Here is a 22,369-nt window from a genome sequence, read left to right on the forward strand (position 1 = left end):
GGGAGGCGCATAATACAGCATCTCAAACTACCGTCAAGCTATTAAAACAACCATAACCTTTCCGACACGCCAAACCACCCTTAAAAACAACATAAGCCATTGATTTAAGTTAATTTAATACAAAAAATCGTCTAATGCGAACTTATCATAGAAACTTCTGAGTCCACCTCAACAGCTATGAGTAAAAAGGAGACTTCTCACTTCAGCGGCGTAGCCGCTCGGCATTAAAGTGCCATGATTGAGTTTCGACAGCACAATCAAACGAAGGGGAGGTCTCCGATGGACACTATAACCAACACGATGGGTGTGGACCTGGCCAAGCAGATATTCTCGATCTTCGAGCTGGACGTTGGTGGGCGAGTTCGTCAGCACAAGGACTTGCAGCGGGTCACATTCGTGGTCTGGCTGGCGTAGTTTCCGGAGGGTACGGTGGTGGCGATGAAGATGGTCGAGCAGCAAGCACGACTGTCCTGGCACCGGGTACGAGAGGGCTACAAGGTCGAAGCCCTGGCCATCAGTAACCGGCTGCGCGGCCTGCTGCCGGCGATGCTAGGCGATCTGCTCGATGCGCTGTCCGGCCACTGACAGCAGGTGCGTGAACGGCTGGCCGAGTGCGATGCGCGCATTGCCGGCCATGACAAGGCGAACGTTCGCAGTGTACGGGCGCAGCAGATCCTGACTAAGAAGGTAGCGCCATCACATGACACGGTTGATCCCCATGCATGGACCAAACCGATGAATGAGATAGGATGGATATAAATACAAGCACTACAGTAATCTCGACTTAACCACCGCAATAAACAGGAAAATACTGCTTAAACAGCTTTCTGACGACGAGAACGATGCAAGGACTGCACGGGCCCAGATACAGCATAGGCAAGAAAAATCAACAAAAGCACACGAGGTGGGTCGCTGAATACTACAGCGAAGATCAACACCACAACCAAAATTGCTACAAAAGGCACACGTCCTTTTAGATCCAAATCCTTGAAGCTGTAGTATTTGATATTACTGACCATCAGCATTCCAGCTGCAGCCACCAGAATTGCAACGACAAAAGCCATGTTCGATCCTTGAATTCCAAAATCGCTGAATGCCCAGACCGTACCCGCTACCACTCCCGCCGCCGCAGGGCTGGCAAGACCGATAAAATAACGTCTGTCTGCCTTGCCAACTTGTGTATTGAAGCGAGCCAGACGTAGCGCAGCTCCAGCAACATAGATGAAGGCAACCATCCAGCCCACTTTACCTAGACTACCCAGTGCCCATTCAAATGCCAGCAATGCGGGAGCCACACCAAAGGCAACCATATCGGACAATGAGTCATATTCAGCACCAAAAGCACTTTGCGTATTGGTAAGGCGAGCAACGCGTCCATCCAGACCGTCAAGCACCATCGCGACAAAAACAGCCGCTGCAGCGACATAGAGATTTCCATTCATCGAATTGACAATGGAATAGAATCCGGCGAATAAGTTAGCTGTAGTAAACAGATTCGGCAGGAGGTATATCCCCTTATGGCGAACTTTCCGCCCTTCGTTGTCCTGCTCCTCTTCAACATGCTCATCAATAGGCAACAAGCCATCCTCAATGAAAGTGGAATTCTTATCGGACTCTTCTGGATTTTCGCTCATGAATGACACCTTGCTGCAAACTTGAGATTTTTGACCGGGCAGCCTAAGCAGGGTTCGAAGAAATGAATAGGCTTGGCCTGTGCCGGAAGCAATCGCTGCAAATAAGAAACGCGGCCCGAAGCCGCGTTTCTTTCAAACCAGCAAACTATCAGTTCTTGGATTTATCGACGATTTTATTAGCGGAAATCCACGGCATCATTCCACGCAGGTGCTCACCGACCTGCTCGATCGGATGGGCAGCATTATTACGACGATAAGCCGTCATGGACGGATAATTGCCAGCACCTTCGGTGATGAACATTTTTGCATATTCGCCGTTCTGGATACGCTTGAGTGCATTACGCATCGCCGCACGGGACTCGGCATTGATTACTTCCGGTCCGGTGACATACTCACCATACTCGGCATTGTTAGAGATCGAGTAGTTCATATTGGCGATACCGCCTTCGTACATGAGGTCTACGATCAACTTCAATTCATGCAAGCATTCGAAGTAAGCCATTTCCGGCGCATAACCTGCCTCAACCAGCGTCTCGAATCCAGCCTTCACCAATTCGACACAACCACCACAAAGAACAGCTTGCTCGCCGAAAAGATCGGTTTCTGTCTCATCTTTAAAAGTGGTTTCGATGATACCCGAGCGACCACCACCCACACCACAGGCGTAGGACAAAGCAAGATTCTTGGCGTTACCGGAAGCATCTTGCTGAATAGCGATCAAGTCAGGAATGCCGCCACCTTTGACGAACTCGGAACGCACAGTATGGCCTGGTGCCTTCGGCGCAATCATGACTACATCAAGATCGGCACGTGGCACAAGTTGGTTGTAGTGGATCGAAAAGCCGTGGGCAAAAGCCAGAGTAGCGCCTTTCTTCAGGTTTGGTTCGATCTCGTCCTTGTACAAGCGACCTTGAAATTCGTCCGGAGTCAAAATCATCACTACATCGGCAGCGGCGACGGCGGCAGACACCTCGCTAACCTTCAGGCCATGGGCTTCGGCCTTGGCGACAGAAGAAGATCCGGAGCGCAGACCGACAACAACGTCGACACCGGAATCCTTCAGGTTGCAGGCGTGAGCATGCCCTTGGGAACCATAGCCAATGATGGCAACCTTCTTGCCTTGGATGATGGAAAGGTCGCAGTCTTTGTCGTAGTAAACTTTCATGATTTTACCTTTGTACCTGGCCCATGAAGGCCGATCTTGATCAGATGCTCAGGACCTTGTCGCCCCGGGAAATTCCGGTAACGCCGCTTCGTACGACCTCCATGACGGAACCCGCACCAATAGCCTGAATGAAGCTGTCCAGTTTATCGCTAGTACCGGCAAGCTGGATGGTATACACACTACTGGTGACATCGACGATTTGTCCTCGGAAGATGTCGGTGGTGCGCTTGACCTCGGCACGTTGAGCGCCGGTGGCCTTGACTTTGATGAGCAGTAACTCACGCTCGATATGCGCGCTTTCGGACAGATCGACCAGCTTGACAACCTCAATCAGTTTGTTGAGGTTCTTGGTGATCTGCTCGATCATCTCACCGTGACCGATAGTGGTCAGCGTCAACCGAGAGAGTGTCGGATCCTCGGTTGGAGCTACGGTCAGACTCTCGATATTGTAGTTGCGCTGAGAGAATAGGCCGACTACACGAGACAGAGCACCCGGTTCGTTTTCCATTAGCAGGGAAATGATGTGTCTCATGCTCAGGTCCGCTCCGTCTTGCTCAGCCACATATCGCGCATTGCGCCGTCTCTGATCTGCATGGGGTAGACATGCTCGCTGGAGTCGACAGCAATATCCAGGAACACCAAGCGATCCTTGAGAGCAAAGGCTTCTTCCATTTTTGGACGAAGATCCTTCAATTCGGTAATGCGGATACCTATGTGGCCATAAGCTTCAGCCAGCTTGACGAAATCCGGTAGCGACTCCATGTAGGAATGCGAATGGCGGCTGTTGTACAGCATATCCTGCCACTGGCGAACCATTCCCAGCACACCGTTATTGAGATTGACGATCTTCACTGGCAGGTCGTACTGCAGACAGGTGGACATTTCCTGAATGTTCATCTGAATACTTCCTTCACCGGTAACACACGCTACGTCAGCTTCGGGAAAGTTGAGCTTGATACCCATGGCTGCCGGGAAACCAAAACCCATGGTGCCCAGGCCACCTGAGTTCACCCAGCGATTGGGTTTGTCGAACCTGTAATACTGCGCGGCGAACATCTGGTGCTGTCCAACATCCGACGCAACGTAGGCATCCCCTTTCGTCACTTCATAAAGCGTCTCGATTACCGTTTGCGGCTTGATGATCGAACCATCCCCTTTTTCGTAGGGGAACAGGCCACGAGTACCCCGCCATTCCTCGATCTGCTTCCACCAGCCAGCCAAGGTGTCCACCGGTCGCTCACCCTGCTCATTGAGGATGGAGAGCATTTCGGTCAGTACACTATCGACCGGACCGACAATGGGGATATCCGCCTTGATCGTCTTGGAAATCGAAGCAGGGTCGATATCGATATGGATAACTTTGGCATTCGGACAGAATTTTGCCGGACCGTTCACGACTCGATCGTCAAAGCGTGCGCCAACAGCCAGAATCACATCGGCATGGTGCATCGCAACATTAGCAACGTAGCTGCCATGCATGCCGAGCATGCCAAGGAAGCGACGGTCGCTCCCCGGATAAGCGCCAAGTCCCATCAGAGTATTGGTTACTGGTATATCAAGCTGTTTGGCCAGCCCGGTCAACTGAGCAGCAGCTCCGCCCAGAATTACACCACCACCGGCATAAAGGATTGGGCGTTTAGCTGCAAGCAGTAGCTCAGCAGCCTTGCGAATCTGTCCGGAATGCCCGCGAACAGCCGGACTATAGGAACGCAGTTTGGCTTTTCTGGGATAGACGTATTCATATTTCTCGGCCGGATTCGTCATATCCTTCGGAATATCCACCACGACCGGCCCAGGTCGACCAGACTGAGCCAGGAAAAAGGCTTTTTTCATTACCTCCGGAATTTCCTGCGGATTCTTGATCATGAAGCTATGCTTCACGATCGGCCTGGAAACTCCGAGCATGTCGGTTTCCTGAAAGGCGTCCGTACCGACCATGTTGCTGGGTACCTGGCCGGAAATGATCACCATAGGGATCGAATCCATATAGGCAGTAGCAATACCGGTGATGGCATTGGTCGCGCCAGGCCCGGAAGTCACCATGACAACGCCAGGCTTGCCGGTAGTCCGAGCGTAGCCGTCGGCCATATGAGTGGCCGCCTGTTCATGACGCACCAGGATATGCGTGACCGCCTTTTCCTTGAATAAGGCATCGTAGATATGCAACAAGGCACCACCTGGGTACCCATAAATATATTTCACGCCCTCGTCACGCAGAAAGCGAACAACCATTTCAGCGCCGGATAAAAGTTCCACTTAAATTCACCTCAGAAACGCTAGTGGATCGCTCCATACTGGGAGCGTCTAGGTAGGTTTACTGGCCAGGCAGAGCATGAGCGACGGGTGGTCGCCGACTACGTCAGCTACTGACTGAACGAGTATTGGGAGTACCCCAAATGGTTGCGGGACATCCCTCCCTGCGCGAGGTAACGCGTTGCGGGTAGAACAGGTCGGCGCGGGTGAGCACCTATTGATCTGCGGGTGGCACAGTGATGTGTACCGAACCGGTCAGCAAGCCAGGAATTGTTCGGTTTCCCCTCCTCCAAGTCAAGCCCACTCTGCTTTTGTTAAGCAACAGTTATCGATAGCAAGATTCGGCGACTGCTCCCGCCTGGCTTTTGGTTATAGTTGACGCAGGCTGCTAACCGGAGATTACGACAGCATGCGATCGGTGAAACTGGCAGGCAGTTTTCTGCTTCTCTTCTTCAACCCAGATGCCATGGCCGCCCACATCTACAAATGGGTAGATGCCCAGGGAATTACATATTTCGGCGCTCCCCCCCCTGCCGGACAGACAGCTGAAACCGTCAGCACCGGCTCGGCCATGCCCCACCATGCAATCCCCCTAATGCCGCCCAAGGAACAGGCACCAAGCAGTCAAGCTGACCCACAGAGGGCCATTGATCGGCAAGTCAAAAACCGAGTCATTGCCGAGGAGGCCGAGCGTAAGGAGTATTGTACGAAGCTGCGGACCGATCTCGCACAAATGAAGATCAATCCTCGGATTCATATCGAAGAAGAAGGCAAGGTCCGACGGATTACTGAAGAAGAAAGACAGACCCGCATGAGCGAAAGCGAAAAGCGGATAACCGAGAACTGCCAGTAGAAACGTCGGCTATGTCTCCCCCTGGATCAAACGATCAAAACGTTCCAGAACATCCAGAAGATTTCGTAGTTCATTCAAGCTCCCGCTATAGACGGTTTCAGCCATGGTCCGAATTCCGGATGCAAGAGGTAGTGGTACGTCGTTCTCAAGAATGAATTTCATTTTTGGCAGAAAGACCCACTGCAGCCACTCTTCGAAAAGTAGCGTATCGATACAGAAAGGCTCCTGGCTGGAGAGCGCCTCGGCAGTTGGCTGCGAATTACTCCATAACTGCTGCACGCGCAACTCACGTTCTATCAGTAGTAATTGCTCGGCGATTTCAGGAACCCGTGCATCCATTCGCTATCATCCTCCAGCTCGCTGTCGAGCCTGGGCGGCACCAGCGGCATCGCCCTGTTTTTCCCGAGCCTTGGCAATCAGTTCCCATAGATTGGCCTGCAATGCAGGACGACCAGCAGAATAACTCAGTGCACGCCGGGAAAGCTGTTCGGCCTGGGCAGCATCGCCCTGATCCAGGCGAACTTGGGCCAAGCGATAGAGCACCTGCGGTTCGCGAGGTGCAATTCGCTGTGCCCGCTCCAGGCTCGAAGCGGCGCCGTTCAGATCGCCACCACCCTGCTGCCGCTGAGCAGTGGTGAGTAATGCCAGCACCGGGCCATCCAATTGCTCATCGGCGGCAAGCGTACCTGAAGAACGGTTACTGGACGTGGTAGTTGGAGGGATACCGGTAGGCACACTTGGCTGCGGGATATTCTGCGGCACATTGGTATTATCCGGAGTAACAGGCGCCATAGTTATTGGTGGAGCCGTGGAAATCGCACTGGAGTCGGGTGCAGGAAAAGTCTGCAAGGGCACTGAACTGGCCTGTGGAACCATGACTACAACACCTGAATCCTCTGGAGTGGTTGTCGACTGTGCTTGTGCTGCCGGAGCCTGCTGCTGTTGCTGGGTAGCAGATGCCATATTCGTCCTCGTAGCAGCAGGCCCGCGCCCCGAACCTTCGGAAACAGGGGACCCGGAATCTATTACGGGAATAGCATCCTTGTTGACTGTCGCGCATCCATGCAACAGCACTATCCCTGTCAATAACGTCACCCACTGCTTGTTCACTTGCGCGACCTCTAAAAAATCCAGAACCAATTCACTGTAACCAGCCACGAACCCAGTCCATAACCTGTCCGGGTGGAGCCTGCGGCCCACAGCCTGGCCCAGGCGTAGGTTCACTGCCACGAATATAGGGCATTTGCACAGCTCCGGGGCAATTGGCTTCGGTGCCAAGCCCGCTATTGGCATCGATCCAAGTGTGCCCAATATTGCCCGGCTCCGGCATATCCAGCGGCAATGGGCTCGCGCGATACATAAAATCACTCCAGACCTGCAGCGCACCGGTAGCACCGGTCAGAGAGGTTTTGCCATTATCGTCCCGGCCAAGCCAGACGACCGCCAGCAAATCCTGCGTGAAGCCGGCAAACCAGCTATCGCGGGAATCATTGGTCGTCCCGGTCTTGCCGGCCAGCCCGAGGGATTTGGGTAGCTTATTGTAGGCGGAACGCCCAGTTCCTTCGTACATCACGCGCTGCATGGCGTATTGCGTCAGGTAGATGGCTCCGGCATCGAAACGCTGCTGGATCTGGAAAGGATAGCGTTTGAGCGGCTCGCCATCCGCAGTCAGCACACTGCGAATACCGCGCAGCGGCGTATTGAAACCGCCGTTGGCAAGCGTCTGGTACATACCGGCTACTTCTACAGGGGTAAGCGCGCCAGCTCCCAGGAGTATCGAGGGATAGGCCGGCCAGTCGCGTTCGATCCCCAGTCGCTGCAACGTCTTGAGGACCGCAGGCACACCTATTTCGAGGCCGAGCCTGGCTGTGGAAAGGTTATAGGAATGCGCTAGCGCCTGATAAAGATAGACACTGCCATGAATCTTGTGATCGTAGTTTTGTGGCTTCCAGATCTTGCCATCCACTCCCTTGACCGAAAACGGCTCATCGGCCAGTACGGAAGTCAGGGTATACGAAGCAGGACGCTCCAGAGCGGTCAGGTAGATGGCTGGCTTGATCAGCGAACCAATCGGCCGAACCGCATCCAGGGCACGATTGAAACCGGCATAACCTGGCTCGCGCCCACCCAGCATGGCCAATACCTCGCCGGTCTCGGGATTGGTCACCACCATCGAGCCTTCAACCTGTGCGGAACCGGCACGACCATCGAAACGCTTGAGCGTTTCGCTCATGGCTTTCTCGGCCTTCAGTTGGAGAATCGGATCGAAGCTGGTGAATACTCGCAACCCTTCCTCGGTAAGATCCTCTTCCCGATAATCTTCGCGCAACTGCCTTTTCACCAGATCAGTGAATGCCGGGAATGAAGTATTAGCCAAGGTACCGCTCTGAGTAACACCCAGCGGTTGCTCCTTGGCCTTGGCCGCCACTTCCGGACTCACGACCTGCAGTTCGGCAAGAAGATCCAGAATCAGGTTGCGCCGCTGCAAGGCCCGCTCAGGATAGCGACGCGGGTTGTAATAAGTAGGTCCCTTCACCATGCCGACCAGCAACGCGACTTGGTGAAGCTTCAGCTCATTGAGCGGAACATTGAAAAAATACTGGCTTGCCAACCCGAAACCATGGATGGCCCGGTTACCGTCCTGGCCGAGAAACACCTCGTTGAGATAGCTTTCGAGTATTTCCTGCTTGTCGTAATGCAGTTCCAGCAACACCGCCATCATGGCTTCAGTTGCTTTACGGGTAAGACTGCGTTCGTTGGTCAGGTAGAAATTCTTGACCAATTGCTGGGTCAAAGTGCTGCCACCCTGTACCAACCTTCCCGACGATGCATTGACCCATAGCGCCCGCAGGATCGATTTGGGTGATACGCCAAAATGCTCGAAGAAATCACGATCCTCCACTGCCACCAGCGTATCGACCAGATGGGGCGGCGCCTGATCTAGCCGGATCAGGATGCGATCCTCGTTGTGGGCCGGATAGATGCCACCGATCATCATCGGCTCAAGACGTGCCACGGCGAGATTACTATCGGCAGCACTGCTCAAACCGGCAACGGAATCGCCGGAAAATCGTACCTGTAACCGCCGAGCCGGCTCAGCACCATCAAAAAACTGGAAGCCACGAGTATTCAGTTCGACTCTGTTGCTGGCCACCGAGATTTCTCCAGGGCCACTAACCTTGCCTTGGCGGCGATAGCCAAGCGCATCCAGCTCGGCCAGGAAATCCCGCTGGGTCAGCTTCTGGCCAGCAAAGAGTTCTAGCGGCCGCGCGTAAACCTTGGCGGGAATAGTCCAGCGGCGGCCAGAAAATTTTTCCTGAATGATGGAATCGAAGTAGACGGCGAAACCTGCCAACACAACCAGACCAACCAAGGACAATTTGATGAGCCAGCCCAATACATTACGGATATAGCTGGTTCGGGGGTTCGAACGCTTGCGGCTTGTCACCAGGAATCTCCCTCAAGGTTACAGCTGAACAGCCGCAAAAAGACCTCGGTCGCGCCCAATAGTGCCGCGATACCAACATGAAAAATATACGAGCAAGTACTTTTCCATCATTTAAGAAGAGACCCGCAGCCCTGACACCAGACAGACATGCTCGCAAGACCTTTTCACGGCGACGCATTATACGTGCTTACCATTATGAACAGGCGCCTGGCGATGGTTTGCAGAGCCTTGCGCAATGACCATAATGCCGAGCTTATCTACTGTGTGAACAGTGTTGCGACGCACTCACACGACCCGCTCAACCAATTCTTGCAAGGAATGACCGTGAGCCAAGCTTTGATCGATGCCTTACGAAATCCCGCCGTCTACCCACATCCGGTAGATCAGGTGCGGATCATCGAAACCCACATTTCCTGGGTAATACTGACCGGCCACCACGCTTACAAAATGAAAAAACCGGTCAATTTCGGCTTTCTCGATTTCACCACGCTGGCTGCGCGCAAGCATTTTTGCGAGCAGGAACTGAAGCTGAACCAGCGCATGGCACCCGAGCTCTATCTGGAAGTGCTACCGGTAACCGGCACGCCCGATGCTCCGCAACTCTCAGGAGCGGGCGAGCCTATCGAATACCTGCTCAAGATGCAGGAATTCCCGCAATCCCAGTTGCTGGAGCACATCCAGGCCCGAGGTGAGCTGAATAACGGGCATATCGATGCCCTGGCGGAACAAATTGCCCACTTTCACCTGCAGACTCCGGCGCTTGCGAGCGAGCACCCGCTGAACAGCGCGCAGGCCATCGTCGCCCCCATGCGGCAGAACTTCGAACAGATACGCCCCTTGCTGCAGGAAACAGCAGATCTGGCGCAACTGGATGCGCTCGAAGCCTGGACCGAGACCAGCATCTCGCGCCTCGAACCGATGCTCGAACAACGTTGCCAGCAAGGCCTGATCCGCGAGTGCCACGGAGACCTGCACCTAGGCAACGCAACCCTGATCGACGGCAAGGTTGTGCTGTTCGATTGCATCGAATTCAACGAACCCTTCCGCATGATCGACATCGCCTCGGATGCGGCTTTTCTGGCCATGGATCTTGAAGACCGTGGGATGCAGCCCCAATCCCACCGCTTCATCAACGGCTGGCTGGAACGGACGGGTGATTATGGCGCCCTGCACTTGATGAACTTATACAAGGCCTATCGCGCGCTGGTTCGGGCCAAGGTCAACCTGTTTCGGCTGCATCAGGAACAAGACGACGACGAGCGCCAGGCAGTTTTACGTCAATATCGCAGCTATGCCGACCTGGCGGAAAGCTACAGCACCGTTCCATACCGCGTACTGGCCATCACCCATGGATTTTCCGCTGTCGGCAAGAGTTCGGTCTCACTTTGCCTGGTAGAAGCGCTAGGAGCGATTCGCCTACGCTCGGATGTAGAACGCAAACGATTGTTCGGCACTCAGAAAAAAGCGGATGGCCAGCAACTCGATACCGGCATCTACGACAAACAATCCAGCGAAGCGACCTATAAACGTTTGAACGAACTGGCTGAAACCGTGCTGCAAGCCGGTTTTTCCGTGGTTCTGGATGCAACCTACATTAAACAGGTCCAACGTCAGTCAGCTCGTTCAGTAGCTGAAGCTACCGGAGTACCTTTTCTGATTCTCGATTGCCAGGCACCGATGGAGCTGATCCTCGAGTGGCTGGCCGAACGCCAGGCGGAAGGTAGCGATCCATCGGACGCTACCGAAGCAGTCATTCGAGCCCAGCAAGCCAGCCAGGAGCCTCTCACAACCGAGGAGCTGACACACAGCCTACGCGTTGATACCCACATCCCGGCCAGTTACGACAACCTCGTAAATAAGCTGCGCCAACATCTTTCCGGCCTCTGATGAGTCTGGCCATTGTCACTACGGGGCCGGCCAGTCCAGCCCCGACTCACTTCCTGCGCAGCTTAAGAGTCGCTCAGTCATCCAGAAAAGGTCGCTGACTCAAAAAAAACCGGCACAGGGTATTGACTCTCAAATGAGAACGCTTATTATTCATCTCACCTGGTCGCGAGATCAGCCGGTAAACTGAAGCACGGGTAGTAGGTTTCAGGTTATCTCCTCATCAAGGCTAATCACGGTTTTTGACCCGGCTCTGCCGGGTCTTTTTTTGTCTGTCGCTTACTGACCAACCTACCGGATACGCTCCTTCAAACGTTCGCATGGCTCTCGCTGCTGTGGCATGGCTGCCGTGTACCAGACGAAATCCGCTTGCGCCGCCTGTACCTTGCTTCCCGCTTCGGCCAACATCAGAACGACAGCATCTTTTCCTCCAAGATCCTGCAAGTGCAGAGGTACGCCCAGATCGCGGCGAACATGGTAAGCGCCGGCCAGCAAAAGCGCAGGCCCTGGTGCAGCCAATAAACGTTCGGCTATACGGCGATCTCGCTGTTGCTGGATCGCCAGCATTGCCGGGAGCTGGTTTTCCGGCAGCAAATTGCAGTGAGCCTCGCGAATTCTGGCCATCAGCTTCTCTTGCACTGCTGGCGCCGAAGACAACTGACCTTTGAGAGGTTCTACGAGTCGATAAACCGAAGCGATTTCACTACGGTCGAGATTTGCAGCCAGCACCGGATATGGCTGCCTGAGCAGGTAACTTACCAGTGGTCCGTAAAGATCCCAGTCCCACCCCGGTTGCCAACCCAGGGCTTTCTTCAGATCGGCAGGTGGATTGCCACGAGCATAGGCCGCCTGAACCTGCCTGACCCTTTGTTGCTGGTCGGGAGTCAGCATTTCCAGCAATACGCTGCCTTGCCCACGCTGCTCGGCCAACGCCTGCAAAAGCCATAATTGCAAAGCATGGTGGTCGGGATTGTCGTGCCGCTCGCCCACTAGAACCCGGCTGGAAGCGGCGAGCCGATCGATCAGTTGAGCAGGTGCCAGAACTGCTCCCGTATGCAGATCAATGATCTGCCCCACGTTCTCATGCTCTCGTTGCCCAGGACTTTGCCAAGGCGGTAACGGTGGCAGAGAGTGACAAGCCGTCAATAGAATGGCGAGAACGAACAATACAATACGCATAGAAATTCCTTGCCGAACGCTATTTCCAAATGACGAGCGTCGGCCATCATGGCGAACTGGCCTTTTAGTCATACGTTTCGAACCAAGCAGCGGATTTCCAGCTTGGTTATCATGGCGCCTTCATTAATTCACGAGTTAGTTATGCGCTGCTTGCTGATCCTGCTGCTTTTTGTGATCACCTTGCCCGCCAGCGCCGGCCTGTTCGACAGCAAGCCGAGCTCGGAGCTCGGCTCGCCGCTTAACAACAGTGCGGATTTTCTTCCCGTGCGCCAGGCATTCCAGCTGAATCTGATAGAAGAAAAGCCAGAACAGTTACGCCTGCAGATTATTGCCGCCGACGGCTATTACCTTTATCGCCACCGCTTCCAGTTCAAGGTCGTGAACGAAAATATAGCCTTGGGTGAAGCGCAACTACCGGAAGGCCAGAAGAAAACCGATGAATATTTCGGCGCGGTCGAGATATATCGCGGCGTACTCGATATCGACTTGCCACTGGAAAATCCGCACAACCTTCCGTTCACCCTGCAAGTCACCTATCAAGGGTGTGCCGATCAAGGGCTTTGCTATCCGCCCGAGACCGAATCCATCGCCATTGGCAAACTCATTCCATCCGACAGCAACCCCTCTTCAAGTCACGGCACGGCCGCTTCGAAGCTTTCCTGGCATGCCCTGTCGCTATTTTTCCTGGCTGGCCTGGGGCTAGCCTTTACCCCTTGCGTACTACCGATGCTACCGATTCTTTCCGGCGTAGTACTACGCGAGCAAAGCGGTGGAATACGTAGCTTGCTACTGGCACTTGCCTATGTCTTGCCCATGGCTGCGGTATTTGCCCTGCTTGGCGTACTGATGGGGATCTTCGGTGCCGAGCTCAATCTGCAGGCACGCTTACAGTCGCCCTGGATACTAGTGCCTTTCTCGCTGTTTTTCGTCGCCTTTGCCCTGGCAATGTTCGGTCTCTTCGAGTTGCGCCTGCCGCACTTCATTAGCACACCATTGGATCGCCTGGCCGGCAAGACCAAAGGCGGCTCCTTTACCGGAGCGGCACTGCTGGGAGCATTGTCCAGCCTCCTGGTATCGCCCTGTGTCTCGGCGCCCCTTGCCGGTGCGCTGCTGTACATCAGCAGTAGCGGTGATGCACTGGGCGGTGGATTTCAGCTCTTTACCCTGGGCCTTGGCATGGGCATGCCATTGATCGTATTCGCCACAGGAGGCAACGCCTTACTGCCCAAAACCGGCGCCTGGATGGTTACGGTCCGCCATATATTCGGCGTGCTTCTGCTAGGCGTTGCAGTCTGGATGCTCGAGCGAATACTTGCTGGCCCGCTGACTCTAGTACTTTGGGGGTTGCTGGCAGGCGGTACGGCCGTATTTCTTGGAACCCTGGAATTCACTTCGAAATCCACCGGCCAGAAGCTCGCCCAGCTGCTTGGTCTGGCCTTGCTGGTGTATGCCATGGCAGCCTGGATTGGCGCGCTACAGGGCGCTTCCGACCCATTGCGACCACTGCCACGCAATGGCGTAGCGACCGAAGAGCGGCGAACCTGGCAGACGGTCGACTCCCCTGTCGAGCTAGAAGCGCAACTGGCTGCAGCCAGCGCAACTGGCCAGCCACTCCTGCTGGATTGGTACGCTGACTGGTGCATCAGTTGCAAAGTGATCGAAAGAGAGGTTCTCGAAAACCCGCGCATCACACCACTACTGGCGCGCTATCGACTCGTTCGCTTCGACATCACCGAAAGCAACTCAGCGCAACGTACCTTGCTCGATCACTTTGGGTTGTTCGGCCCTCCTGCCTTGCTGTTTTTCGACCACAGCGGCAAAGAATCGACAGAATTACGGATCGTCGGAGAAATCGACACAGCCGATTTCGAACAACACCTGACCACGGCGCAACCACTGCTCTAGAGCGTATCTCCAGCCAACCGGCGGCTATCTGTCGCGATCACACAACGACTGGACATTCACCGGTCGCATGGGGCATATTCGCGAACTAATTTTTGGTAGCCATATTCAGGGCAAAACAACAAGGATCCTCCATGGCCAAGCTTCTTGTATTGCACGGCCCGAACCTCAATCTGCTGGGCACTCGCGAACCGAGTGTCTATGGCGCCATAACCCTGCCGGAAATCAATCAGGATCTGGAACTACGGGCACGTGCAACTGGTCATGAATTGTCCTACCTACAATCCAACGCCGAGCATGAATTGATAGAACGAATCCACGCGGCCCGCAATGAAGATGTGAACTTCATTCTGATTAATCCGGCAGCCTTCACCCATACCAGTGTCGCACTGCGCGATGCTCTTCTGGCCGTGAACATCCCATTTATCGAAGTGCACCTTTCGAACGTGCACAAGCGAGAGCCTTTCCGCCATCACTCCTACTTTTCCGATGTGGCGGTTGGCGTGATCTGCGGTCTTGGAGCCAGCGGTTACCGACTGGCCCTGGACGCCGCACTGGAACAACTCGCCGCCTCGTGAAACGTCTGTGCCTGGTCGACAGGCCCGGGCCCGCTTTTGCTGCGGCAACAATAAACGTCAACTTACTTCCGAGAACTACTGCCTCATGGATATCCGCAAAGTCAAGAAACTCATCGAACTGCTGGAAGAGTCCGGTATAGACGAGCTCGAAATTCACGAAGGCGAAGAATCCGTACGCATCAGCCGACACAGTAAACAAGCCGCCATACCGCAACCGTTCTATGCCCAATCCATGCCGGCACCTGTGGCTGCACCAGCCGCCGCACCCGTCGCCGCCGAGGCAGCAACTCCGCCCCAGCCAAAACTGAACGGCACAGTGGTTCATTCGCCCATGGTCGGCACCTTCTACCGCGCTGCATCTCCGACCTCCGCGCCCTTCATCGAGGCCGGCAAGAGCGTGAAGAAAGGCGACATCCTCTGCATCGTCGAAGCCATGAAGATGATGAATCACATCGAAGCCGAAATCAGCGGCACCATCGAGTCCATACTCGTGGAGAATGGTCAGCCGGTCGAATTCGACCAGCCGCTGTTCACCATTGTCTGATCCGCGGAGAAGCCAGCGATGTTGGAAAAAGTACTGATCGCCAACCGCGGCGAAATTGCCCTGCGGATCCTGCGTGCCTGCAAGGAGTTGGGCATCAAGACCGTAGCGGTGCATTCCACTGCGGACCGCGAGCTCATGCACCTGGCTCTGGCCGACGAATCCGTCTGCATCGGCCCGGCCCAAGCCACTAACTCCTACCTGCACATCCCGTCCATCATCGCCGCAGCGGAAGTGACCGGCGCAACGGCCATCCATCCCGGCTACGGCTTTCTGGCGGAAAACGCCGACTTTGCCGAGCAGGTGGAAAAATCCGGCTTCACCTTTGTTGGCCCGACTGCTGACGTCATTCGCCTGATGGGTGACAAGGTTTCCGCCAAGGACGCCATGAAAAAAGCCGGCGTACCCACCGTACCCGGTTCCGACGGACCACTACCAGAAGACGAGAGCGAAGCCCTGGCCATCGCTCGCGAGGTCGGCTATCCCGTCATCATCAAGGCAGCAGGTGGTGGCGGTGGACGCGGCATGCGCGTCGTCCACAAGGAAGAAGACCTGATCAAGTCGGCCAAGCTGACACGCACCGAAGCCGGTGCAGCTTTTGGCAACTCCATGGTCTATCTGGAAAAATTCCTCGGCAACCCACGCCATGTCGAGGTTCAGGTGCTCTCCGACGGCCAGGGCAATGCCATTCACCTGGGTGATCGCGACTGCTCGCTGCAACGGCGGCACCAGAAAGTGCTGGAAGAAGCGCCAGCTCCTTTTATCGACGAAAAAGCCCGCGCCGAAGTACTGCAACGCTGCGTCGATGCCTGTGTCGAAATCGGCTACCGTGGCGCCGGCACCTTCGAGTTTCTCTATGAAGATGGTCATTTCTACTTCATCGAGATGAATACCCGCGTACAGGTCGAGCACCCTGTGACTGAAATGGTGACAGGCATCGATATTGTCAAGGAAATGCTACGCATCGCCAGCGGCGAAAAGCTGTCCATCAAACAGCAGGATGTAGTCATTCGCGGTCATGCCCTGGAATGTCGGATCAACGCCGAGGATCCAAAGACCTTCCTCCCCTGCCCTGGAAAAGTCTCCCATTTCCACGCACCTGGCGGCAACGGCGTACGCGTTGACTCGCATCTATACAGCGGCTATTCGGTACCACCGAACTATGACTCGCTGATCGGTAAGCTGATTACCTATGGCAGCAGCCGCGACGAAGCGCTGGCACGGATGCGCAATGCTCTGGATGAAATTGTCGTGGATGGCATCAAGACCAACGTTCCCCTCCACCGGGATCTCGTCCGGGACGAAAGCTTCTGCAAAGGTGGTGTGAATATCCACTACCTAGAGCATAAACTGGGGATGAAATAAGCCTCTCCCGAAAAGCCGCCTCCGGGCGGCTTTTTTCATTGAATATTTCGTATATCTTTCATCCCGAACCGATTTCCTTACGAGGTTCTCCATGCCCTGGCTCCAGCTCCGTCTCGCCATCACTCCAGATCAGGCGGAAATCCATGAAGACCTGCTGCTCGACATGGGTGCCATTTCCGTCACCTACATGGATGCGCAGGATCAGCCGATCTTCGAACCGGACCTGGGTACCACCCCGCTATGGACGAATACTCATTTGCTGGCACTTTTCGACGCAGATACCGATGAAAGCGCCCTTGTCTCTCATTTACAGCTACTGAGTGCCGGCAAGCTTCCTGAGTACCACCTGGAACGGATTGATGACCAGGACTGGGAACGCAGTTGGATGGATGACTTCCAGCCAATGCGCTTCGGCAAGCGGTTATGGATCGTTCCCAGCTGGCATGAGGCACCGGCACCGACAGCAGTAAACCTGCGCCTTGATCCCGGCCTTGCTTTCGGGACCGGAACCCACCCCACCACCGCACTCTGCCTGGAATGGCTCGACGGCCAGGATCTCTCGGGACTGCGCGTCCTGGATTTTGGCTGCGGCTCCGGAATCCTGGCCATTGCTGCCTTGCTGCTTGGTGCCGAACAAGCCATCGGCACCGACATAGATCCACAGGCGCTACAAGCTTCTCGCGACAATGCTCTGCGCAACGACATCCAGGTGGAACGCTTCGAACTGTATCTGCCTGAACACCTGGATCGCCAACCGGCTGATGTCGTGGTAGCCAATATTCTCGCCGGCCCGCTGGTACAACTCGCCCGGCAGATTACCGATCTCGTCAAGCCTGGCGGCCTGCTCGCCTTGTCCGGAATCCTCGCCGAGCAGGCCGAAGAAGTACGCCAGGCCTACAGCATCGACTTTGAACTGCTGCCCACCACCAGCAAGGACGGCTGGGTACGTATCGATGGCATTCGTCGTGATCAGGTACCCACCGTAACCTGTCATGCATAAGCTAGACTATGCGCCAGACCAGGCCGGCTTACCTCTTGATCGCATGACATCTCTCATCACCCAATGCCCGAAATGTCGCACCCGGTTTCACGTAAACCAAACCCAACTGACCATGGCGCGAGGTCTGGTCCGCTGTGGCGCATGCATGACGATCTTCAATGCCCAGACCCATTCGCCTGACCATATTGAACATGGCAAGGCGGCGAGCGAATCGGACACAACACTGCCAACCTCTGCTGCGCCGCTTAGCGCGGAACAGGAACACACTCGAACTGAAGAGCCCGATGAACTTTGGGTCCACGATGATCTGAATCTAAACGGCCTTGATCTGGAAAAGCTCGATCTTGATCAAGCGCTATCGAAGCTGATTCAGGAAGAACATCGCCCCTCCTATCAAACCCACGAGCACAAGCAAGCGAATCGCACAGAAAAGCCATTCACAGCCGATGCCAAGGAGATCAATCCGTTCGATGAATGCTGGGCCGAAGCCCGGACGACTCCAGCCAAACCCTTTGCCGAAAATCCGCCTGCAGAAAAGCCTCATCAGAACAGAGACAACCGCCAGGAACCGGATCTTTCAACGATCGCCAGTGCTGCAGCAACGCTTTCCTCGAATACCGTAGGCAAACCCGGAAATTCTCTGCTGGTTGCCAGGAAGACACCGGAAATAAACACGAAACCGCAATCCGAAAGGCCGGATCCCCCCATTAGCGCACTCGACGAACCGGCTTTACCCCAATTGAAAGCGTTGAAGGAAAAGCCGGAAAACTCCGCTGCCGAGCGCCTCGCCGCCCTGTATATCGAAGAAGAACGCATCCCAAGACAACGGCAACCACGCAGGAAACCCCGCCGGCACTGGTTCGCCTGGACCATGCTGTCGCTTGTTCTGGCACTGGCCATTGGCGGCCAATATGTCTTCCGTCATTTCGACGAATTGGCGCGAATGGGAGAGCTTCGACCCTGGTTTGAAAAAATCTGTCCATGGTTCGACTGCCAGCTACCGATCAAAATCGATATCTCTCAGATCAAGAGCAGTAATCTGGTCATCCGTCGCCACCCCGATTTCAAAGGAGCCCTGATAGCAGACGCCATCCTCTACAACCGGGCGACTTTCGCCCAACCGTTCCCGACGCTGGAACTGCGATTTGCCGATATCAATTCCCAACCAATAGCCAGCCGACGCTACCATCCGAGTGAATACCTGAGCGGTGAATTGACCAACCAGGCCAAAATGCCACCCCAGACGCCCATCCATATTCGTCTGGACGTACTCGATCCGGGTGAAAACGCAGTGAACTACAGCCTGAATTTCCTTCCTCCCGAGTAATGCGACAAAAAGGCTCGGCAAGACAGGAAATCCGGCCAGATCCGTGGGACAGGACGAGTCCAGGCACACGGGCCAGAGCCAGAATTGCATATGAAACAAACTTTATCCATTCATGCAGAGCGAGTATTATTCCCAGCCTTTTTTGCAGACCCGATCTACCTTACAAGCAGGCCCAGAACAGGGAATCGCCATGTCAGCGGTATGTATCGGACCCTATACTCTTTCCAACAGACTGATTCTCGCGCCCATGGCCGGCGTGACCGATCAACCTTTCCGCCGGCTATGCATGAAACTCGGCGCGGGAATGGCCGTATCGGAAATGATTACCAGCGATATTCGTCTATGGAACAGCCGCAAATCCCGACTACGCTTGCCTCATACGGAAGATCCAGAGCCTCGCTCAGTACAGATTGCCGGCAACGAACCGCGCATGCTTGCCGAATCGGCCAGACTCAATGTGGAACTGGGTGCACAGATCATCGACATCAACATGGGTTGCCCAGCGAAAAAGGTCTGCAGCAAAGCCGCAGGCTCGGCTCTGATGAAGGATGAGCGCCTGGTGGCCGACATCCTTGAGGCAGTAGTGGCGGCAGTGAACGTACCGGTAACCCTGAAAATACGAACCGGCTGGAACCGACAGGACAGAAATGCCCTGAGCATCGCGAAGATTGCCGAACAAGCCGGAGTTACAGCCCTGGCCATTCATGGCCGTACTCGTGCAGACCTGTTCAGTGGCACCGCCGAATACGACACCATTGCCGAAGTCAAGCAAGCCGTTTCGATCCCGGTTTTCGCCAATGGCGACATCGACTCGCCGCAGAAGGCCCAGCAGGTATTGCAGCAGACCGGTGCAGACGCATTGCTGATAGGCCGCGCTGCCCAAGGCAGGCCCTGGATCTTCCGCGAAATCAAGCACTACCTGGATACCGGCGAACTGCTAGCTTCACCCTCTTCAGACGAGGTAGAGCAGATCCTACTGGCACACCTGGCCGAGCTGTACAGGTTCTATGGCGAGGAAATGGGTGTCCGTATTGCCCGCAAACATGTCGCTTGGTATCTCGCAACGCTTGCCGGCGCGCGCGAATTCCGTACCCATTTCAATGGCCTGGTTGATATGGATGAACAAACCAACAGCATACGAGCCTTTTTCGACACACGCCGATTCGACTCCCTGACAGAAAGCGGCAAGGGGCAGGCAGCATAAAGATGACCGAAACCTTAATAACTGGAACAGCATCTGTGAGTGAGAATGCCGATCTCAAGCAACACCTGAACGCGTCTAGCGAGGCGGGCCAGCCTTTGCGCTACTGCGTCGAACAGGCACTACGGAACTACTTTGCCCATCTGGAAGGGGCTGAAGTCACGGATATCTACAACATGGTGTTATCCGAGATCGAGGCACCCTTGCTGGAAACGGTAATGGACTACGTCAAAGGCAACCAGACGAAAGCCTCCGAATTGCTGGGCCTGAACCGTGGCACGCTGCGCAAGAAACTCAAGCAATACGACCTGCTCTGAACACCGCTGAAAGCAGAGAATGCGACGAAATTCCCGATTCGATCTCGAATTCTCATTTTCAGCGATACCTTGAATCTCGATGGACCCGATATGACCGATCAACTCACCCGCCTCCCCATTCGTCGCGCGCTGATCAGCGTTTCAGACAAGACCGGCATCCTTGAATTTGCCCGTGAACTTGCCGTGCTGGGCGTAGAAATTCTTTCCACCGGAGGTACCTTCAAGCTACTGCGCGAAAGCGGTATCGACGCTATCGAGGTAGCCGACCATACCGGCTTCCCGGAAATGATGGACGGGCGGGTGAAAACACTGCATCCAAAGATCCATGGCGGCATTCTGGGACGACGTGACAAGGACGGCGCCGTAATGGCCGAACATGGCATCGCACCGATCGACTTGGTGGCAGTCAATCTTTATCCCTTTGCCGCTACCGTAGCCAAGCCGGATTGCAGCCTGGCCGAGGCCATCGAAAACATCGATATTGGCGGCCCGACCATGGTGCGTAGTGCCGCAAAAAATCACCAGGATGTCGCAATCGTCGTCAATACCTCTGACTACAGCGGCATTGTCGAATCGCTCAAGGCAGGTGGCCTGACTTACGCCCAGCGCTTTGATCTGGCCTTGAAAGCCTTCGAACACACTGCAGCCTACGATGGAATGATCGCCAACTACCTGGGCACCATCGATCAGCAAGCTGAAATCCTGTCGACTTCAGATCGCAACCTATTTCCGCGCACCTTCAATAGCCAGTTCACCAAGGCACAAGACATGCGCTATGGCGAAAACCCTCACCAAAGCGCTGCCTTCTATATAGAAGCCAAGCCAGCGGAAGCAGGTATTGCCACTGCCGTGCAGCTACAGGGCAAGGAGCTTTCGTACAACAACGTGGCCGACACCGATGCCGCGCTGGAGTGCGTCAAGAGCTTCGTCAAGCCAGCCTGCGTAATCGTCAAGCACGCCAACCCCTGTGGCGTTGCCGTAGTACCGGAAAACGAAGGTGGTATCCGTAAAGCCTACGACCTGGCCTACGCGACCGATAGCGAATCCGCTTTCGGCGGGATTATCGCCTTCAACCGCGAGCTGGACGGCGAAACCGCCAAAGCCATCGTTGAACGACAGTTTGTCGAAGTCATCATCGCGCCACGAATTTCCAAGGCTGCTCGTGAAGCAGTGGCCTCCAAGGCGAACGTGCGTCTGCTCGAATGTGGCGAATGGGCTGCCGAGCGAACCGCCGGCTGGGATTTCAAACGGGTAAACGGCGGCCTTCTGGTGCAGAGCCGTGACATTGGCATGCTTACCGAAGCCGACCTCAAGGTCGTGACTCAACGTACACCGACACAACAGGAAATCAATGACCTGGTCTTCGCCTGGAAAGTGGCCAAGTTCGTTAAATCCAACGCCATCGTCTATGCCAGCCAGCGGCAAACCATAGGGGTCGGCGCCGGACAGATGAGCCGAGTGAACTCGGCCCGTATTGCGGCAATCAAGGCCGAACATGCAGGCCTGCAAGTCAAGGGCGCAGTCATGGCTTCCGATGCTTTCTTCCCCTTCCGCGACGGCATCGACAACGCCGCCAAGGCCGGTATCACAGCAGTAATCCAGCCAGGCGGTTCGATGCGGGACACCGAAGTCATCGCCGCAGCCGACGAAGCCGGAATGGCCATGGTATTCACCGGCATGCGTCATTTCCGTCACTGATCCATTGTGGTGGATGATTGCAGC

Annotated in this window: 19 protein-coding genes and 1 pseudogene; 12 read left to right on the forward strand and 8 right to left on the reverse strand. The window is 55.1% G+C overall.

The genetic code is table 11. The annotated features are described in order from the left end of the window. Window positions 1-279 precede the first annotated feature (279 nt). A pseudogene (locus FHR87_RS17165) lies at window positions 280-678 on the forward strand (hypothetical protein); the annotation flags it as partial. Between the two features lie 137 nt (window positions 679-815). Here the strand turns inward: FHR87_RS17165 and pssA are convergent. The 4 genes from pssA to FHR87_RS17185 all read right to left on the reverse strand — a co-directional run bounded on the left by pssA (window position 816) and on the right by FHR87_RS17185 (window position 5,055). Further along, window positions 816-1,634, reverse strand: coding sequence for a CDP-diacylglycerol--serine O-phosphatidyltransferase (pssA, locus tag FHR87_RS17170; protein ID WP_183167973.1), 819 nt, complete (start codon window positions 1,632-1,634; stop codon window positions 816-818). Between the two features lie 148 nt (window positions 1,635-1,782). Then, window positions 1,783-2,799, reverse strand: coding sequence for a ketol-acid reductoisomerase (gene ilvC, locus FHR87_RS17175; protein WP_183167974.1), 1,017 nt, complete (start codon window positions 2,797-2,799; stop codon window positions 1,783-1,785). Window positions 2,800-2,839: 40 nt separating this feature from the next. Next, window positions 2,840-3,331 carry an acetolactate synthase small subunit gene (gene ilvN / locus FHR87_RS17180; RefSeq protein ID WP_183167975.1) on the reverse strand — a complete coding sequence of 164 codons (492 nt, stop codon included), beginning with the start codon at window positions 3,329-3,331 and terminating at the stop codon, window positions 2,840-2,842. A gap of 2 nt (window positions 3,332-3,333) precedes the next feature. After that, the gene (locus tag FHR87_RS17185) at window positions 3,334-5,055 is read right to left on the reverse strand and encodes an acetolactate synthase 3 large subunit (protein WP_183167977.1); all 1,722 of its coding nucleotides are present in this window, start codon (window positions 5,053-5,055) and stop codon (window positions 3,334-3,336) included. A gap of 406 nt (window positions 5,056-5,461) precedes the next feature. Between FHR87_RS17185 and FHR87_RS17190 the strand changes: the two genes are divergently transcribed. Next, entirely contained in the window at window positions 5,462-5,905 is a 444-nt protein-coding gene (locus FHR87_RS17190) for a DUF4124 domain-containing protein (RefSeq protein ID WP_183167978.1), read from the forward strand. Window positions 5,906-5,914: 9 nt separating this feature from the next. Here FHR87_RS17190 and FHR87_RS17195 read toward each other — a convergent pair whose 3' ends face one another. Genes FHR87_RS17195 through mrcB form a run of 3 tightly spaced genes read right to left on the reverse strand, consistent with a single transcriptional unit; the run spans window position 5,915 to window position 9,353 of the window. Continuing rightward, window positions 5,915-6,244 (reverse strand): YqcC family protein, encoded by a 330-nt coding sequence (locus FHR87_RS17195; RefSeq protein ID WP_183167979.1) that lies wholly within the window; start codon window positions 6,242-6,244, stop codon window positions 5,915-5,917. A gap of 6 nt (window positions 6,245-6,250) precedes the next feature. Next, window positions 6,251-7,015, reverse strand: a complete 765-nt coding sequence (locus FHR87_RS17200) for a tetratricopeptide repeat protein (RefSeq protein WP_183168009.1) — start codon at window positions 7,013-7,015, stop codon at window positions 6,251-6,253. Window positions 7,016-7,046: 31 nt separating this feature from the next. After that, window positions 7,047-9,353, reverse strand: a complete 2,307-nt coding sequence (gene mrcB, locus FHR87_RS17205; RefSeq protein WP_338021270.1) for a penicillin-binding protein 1B — start codon at window positions 9,351-9,353, stop codon at window positions 7,047-7,049. Window positions 9,354-9,677: 324 nt separating this feature from the next. Between mrcB and FHR87_RS17210 the strand changes: the two genes are divergently transcribed. Continuing rightward, window positions 9,678-11,240 (forward strand): AAA family ATPase, encoded by a 1,563-nt coding sequence (locus FHR87_RS17210; RefSeq protein ID WP_183167980.1) that lies wholly within the window; start codon window positions 9,678-9,680, stop codon window positions 11,238-11,240. A 288-nt stretch (window positions 11,241-11,528) separates the two neighbouring features. On the opposite strand, the gene FHR87_RS17215 is transcribed toward FHR87_RS17210, so the two are convergent. Then, window positions 11,529-12,416 (reverse strand): ChaN family lipoprotein, encoded by an 888-nt coding sequence (locus FHR87_RS17215; protein WP_183167982.1) that lies wholly within the window; start codon window positions 12,414-12,416, stop codon window positions 11,529-11,531. A 141-nt stretch (window positions 12,417-12,557) separates the two neighbouring features. On the opposite strand from FHR87_RS17215, the gene FHR87_RS17220 reads away from it, so the two are divergent. The 9 genes from FHR87_RS17220 to purH all read left to right on the forward strand — a co-directional run bounded on the left by FHR87_RS17220 (window position 12,558) and on the right by purH (window position 22,345). Beyond that, a complete protein-coding gene (locus FHR87_RS17220) occupies window positions 12,558-14,321 on the forward strand; it encodes a protein-disulfide reductase DsbD (protein WP_183167984.1) in 1,764 nt (587 codons plus the stop codon). A 131-nt stretch (window positions 14,322-14,452) separates the two neighbouring features. Next, window positions 14,453-14,896 (forward strand): type II 3-dehydroquinate dehydratase, encoded by a 444-nt coding sequence (gene aroQ / locus FHR87_RS17225; protein ID WP_183167986.1) that lies wholly within the window; start codon window positions 14,453-14,455, stop codon window positions 14,894-14,896. A gap of 85 nt (window positions 14,897-14,981) precedes the next feature. Next, window positions 14,982-15,440 (forward strand): acetyl-CoA carboxylase biotin carboxyl carrier protein, encoded by a 459-nt coding sequence (accB, locus tag FHR87_RS17230; RefSeq protein ID WP_183167987.1) that lies wholly within the window; start codon window positions 14,982-14,984, stop codon window positions 15,438-15,440. Between the two features lie 18 nt (window positions 15,441-15,458). Then, window positions 15,459-16,802, forward strand: a complete 1,344-nt coding sequence (gene accC / locus FHR87_RS17235) for an acetyl-CoA carboxylase biotin carboxylase subunit (RefSeq protein WP_183167989.1) — start codon at window positions 15,459-15,461, stop codon at window positions 16,800-16,802. A 91-nt stretch (window positions 16,803-16,893) separates the two neighbouring features. After that, window positions 16,894-17,802: a 50S ribosomal protein L11 methyltransferase gene (prmA, locus tag FHR87_RS17240; RefSeq protein WP_183167991.1), complete on the forward strand. Its 909-nt coding sequence runs from the start codon at window positions 16,894-16,896 to the stop codon at window positions 17,800-17,802. Window positions 17,803-17,845: 43 nt separating this feature from the next. Continuing rightward, window positions 17,846-19,129 carry a zinc-ribbon and DUF3426 domain-containing protein gene (locus FHR87_RS17245; RefSeq protein WP_275944094.1) on the forward strand — a complete coding sequence of 428 codons (1,284 nt, stop codon included), beginning with the start codon at window positions 17,846-17,848 and terminating at the stop codon, window positions 19,127-19,129. A 190-nt stretch (window positions 19,130-19,319) separates the two neighbouring features. Beyond that, complete coding sequence (dusB, locus tag FHR87_RS17250; RefSeq protein WP_183167994.1) at window positions 19,320-20,333, forward strand: tRNA dihydrouridine synthase DusB; 1,014 nt, start codon at window positions 19,320-19,322, stop codon at window positions 20,331-20,333. Between the two features lie 2 nt (window positions 20,334-20,335). Beyond that, window positions 20,336-20,647, forward strand: a complete 312-nt coding sequence (gene fis / locus FHR87_RS17255) for a DNA-binding transcriptional regulator Fis (RefSeq protein WP_183167996.1) — start codon at window positions 20,336-20,338, stop codon at window positions 20,645-20,647. 90 nt (window positions 20,648-20,737) lie between these two features. Beyond that, window positions 20,738-22,345, forward strand: coding sequence for a bifunctional phosphoribosylaminoimidazolecarboxamide formyltransferase/IMP cyclohydrolase (gene purH, locus FHR87_RS17260; RefSeq protein ID WP_183167997.1), 1,608 nt, complete (start codon window positions 20,738-20,740; stop codon window positions 22,343-22,345). Window positions 22,346-22,369 lie beyond the last annotated feature (24 nt).

Origin of the sequence: Azomonas macrocytogenes (assembly GCF_014191985.1) — a bacterium.
GTDB classification, from domain to species: Bacteria; Pseudomonadota; Gammaproteobacteria; order Pseudomonadales; family Pseudomonadaceae; genus Azomonas; species Azomonas macrocytogenes.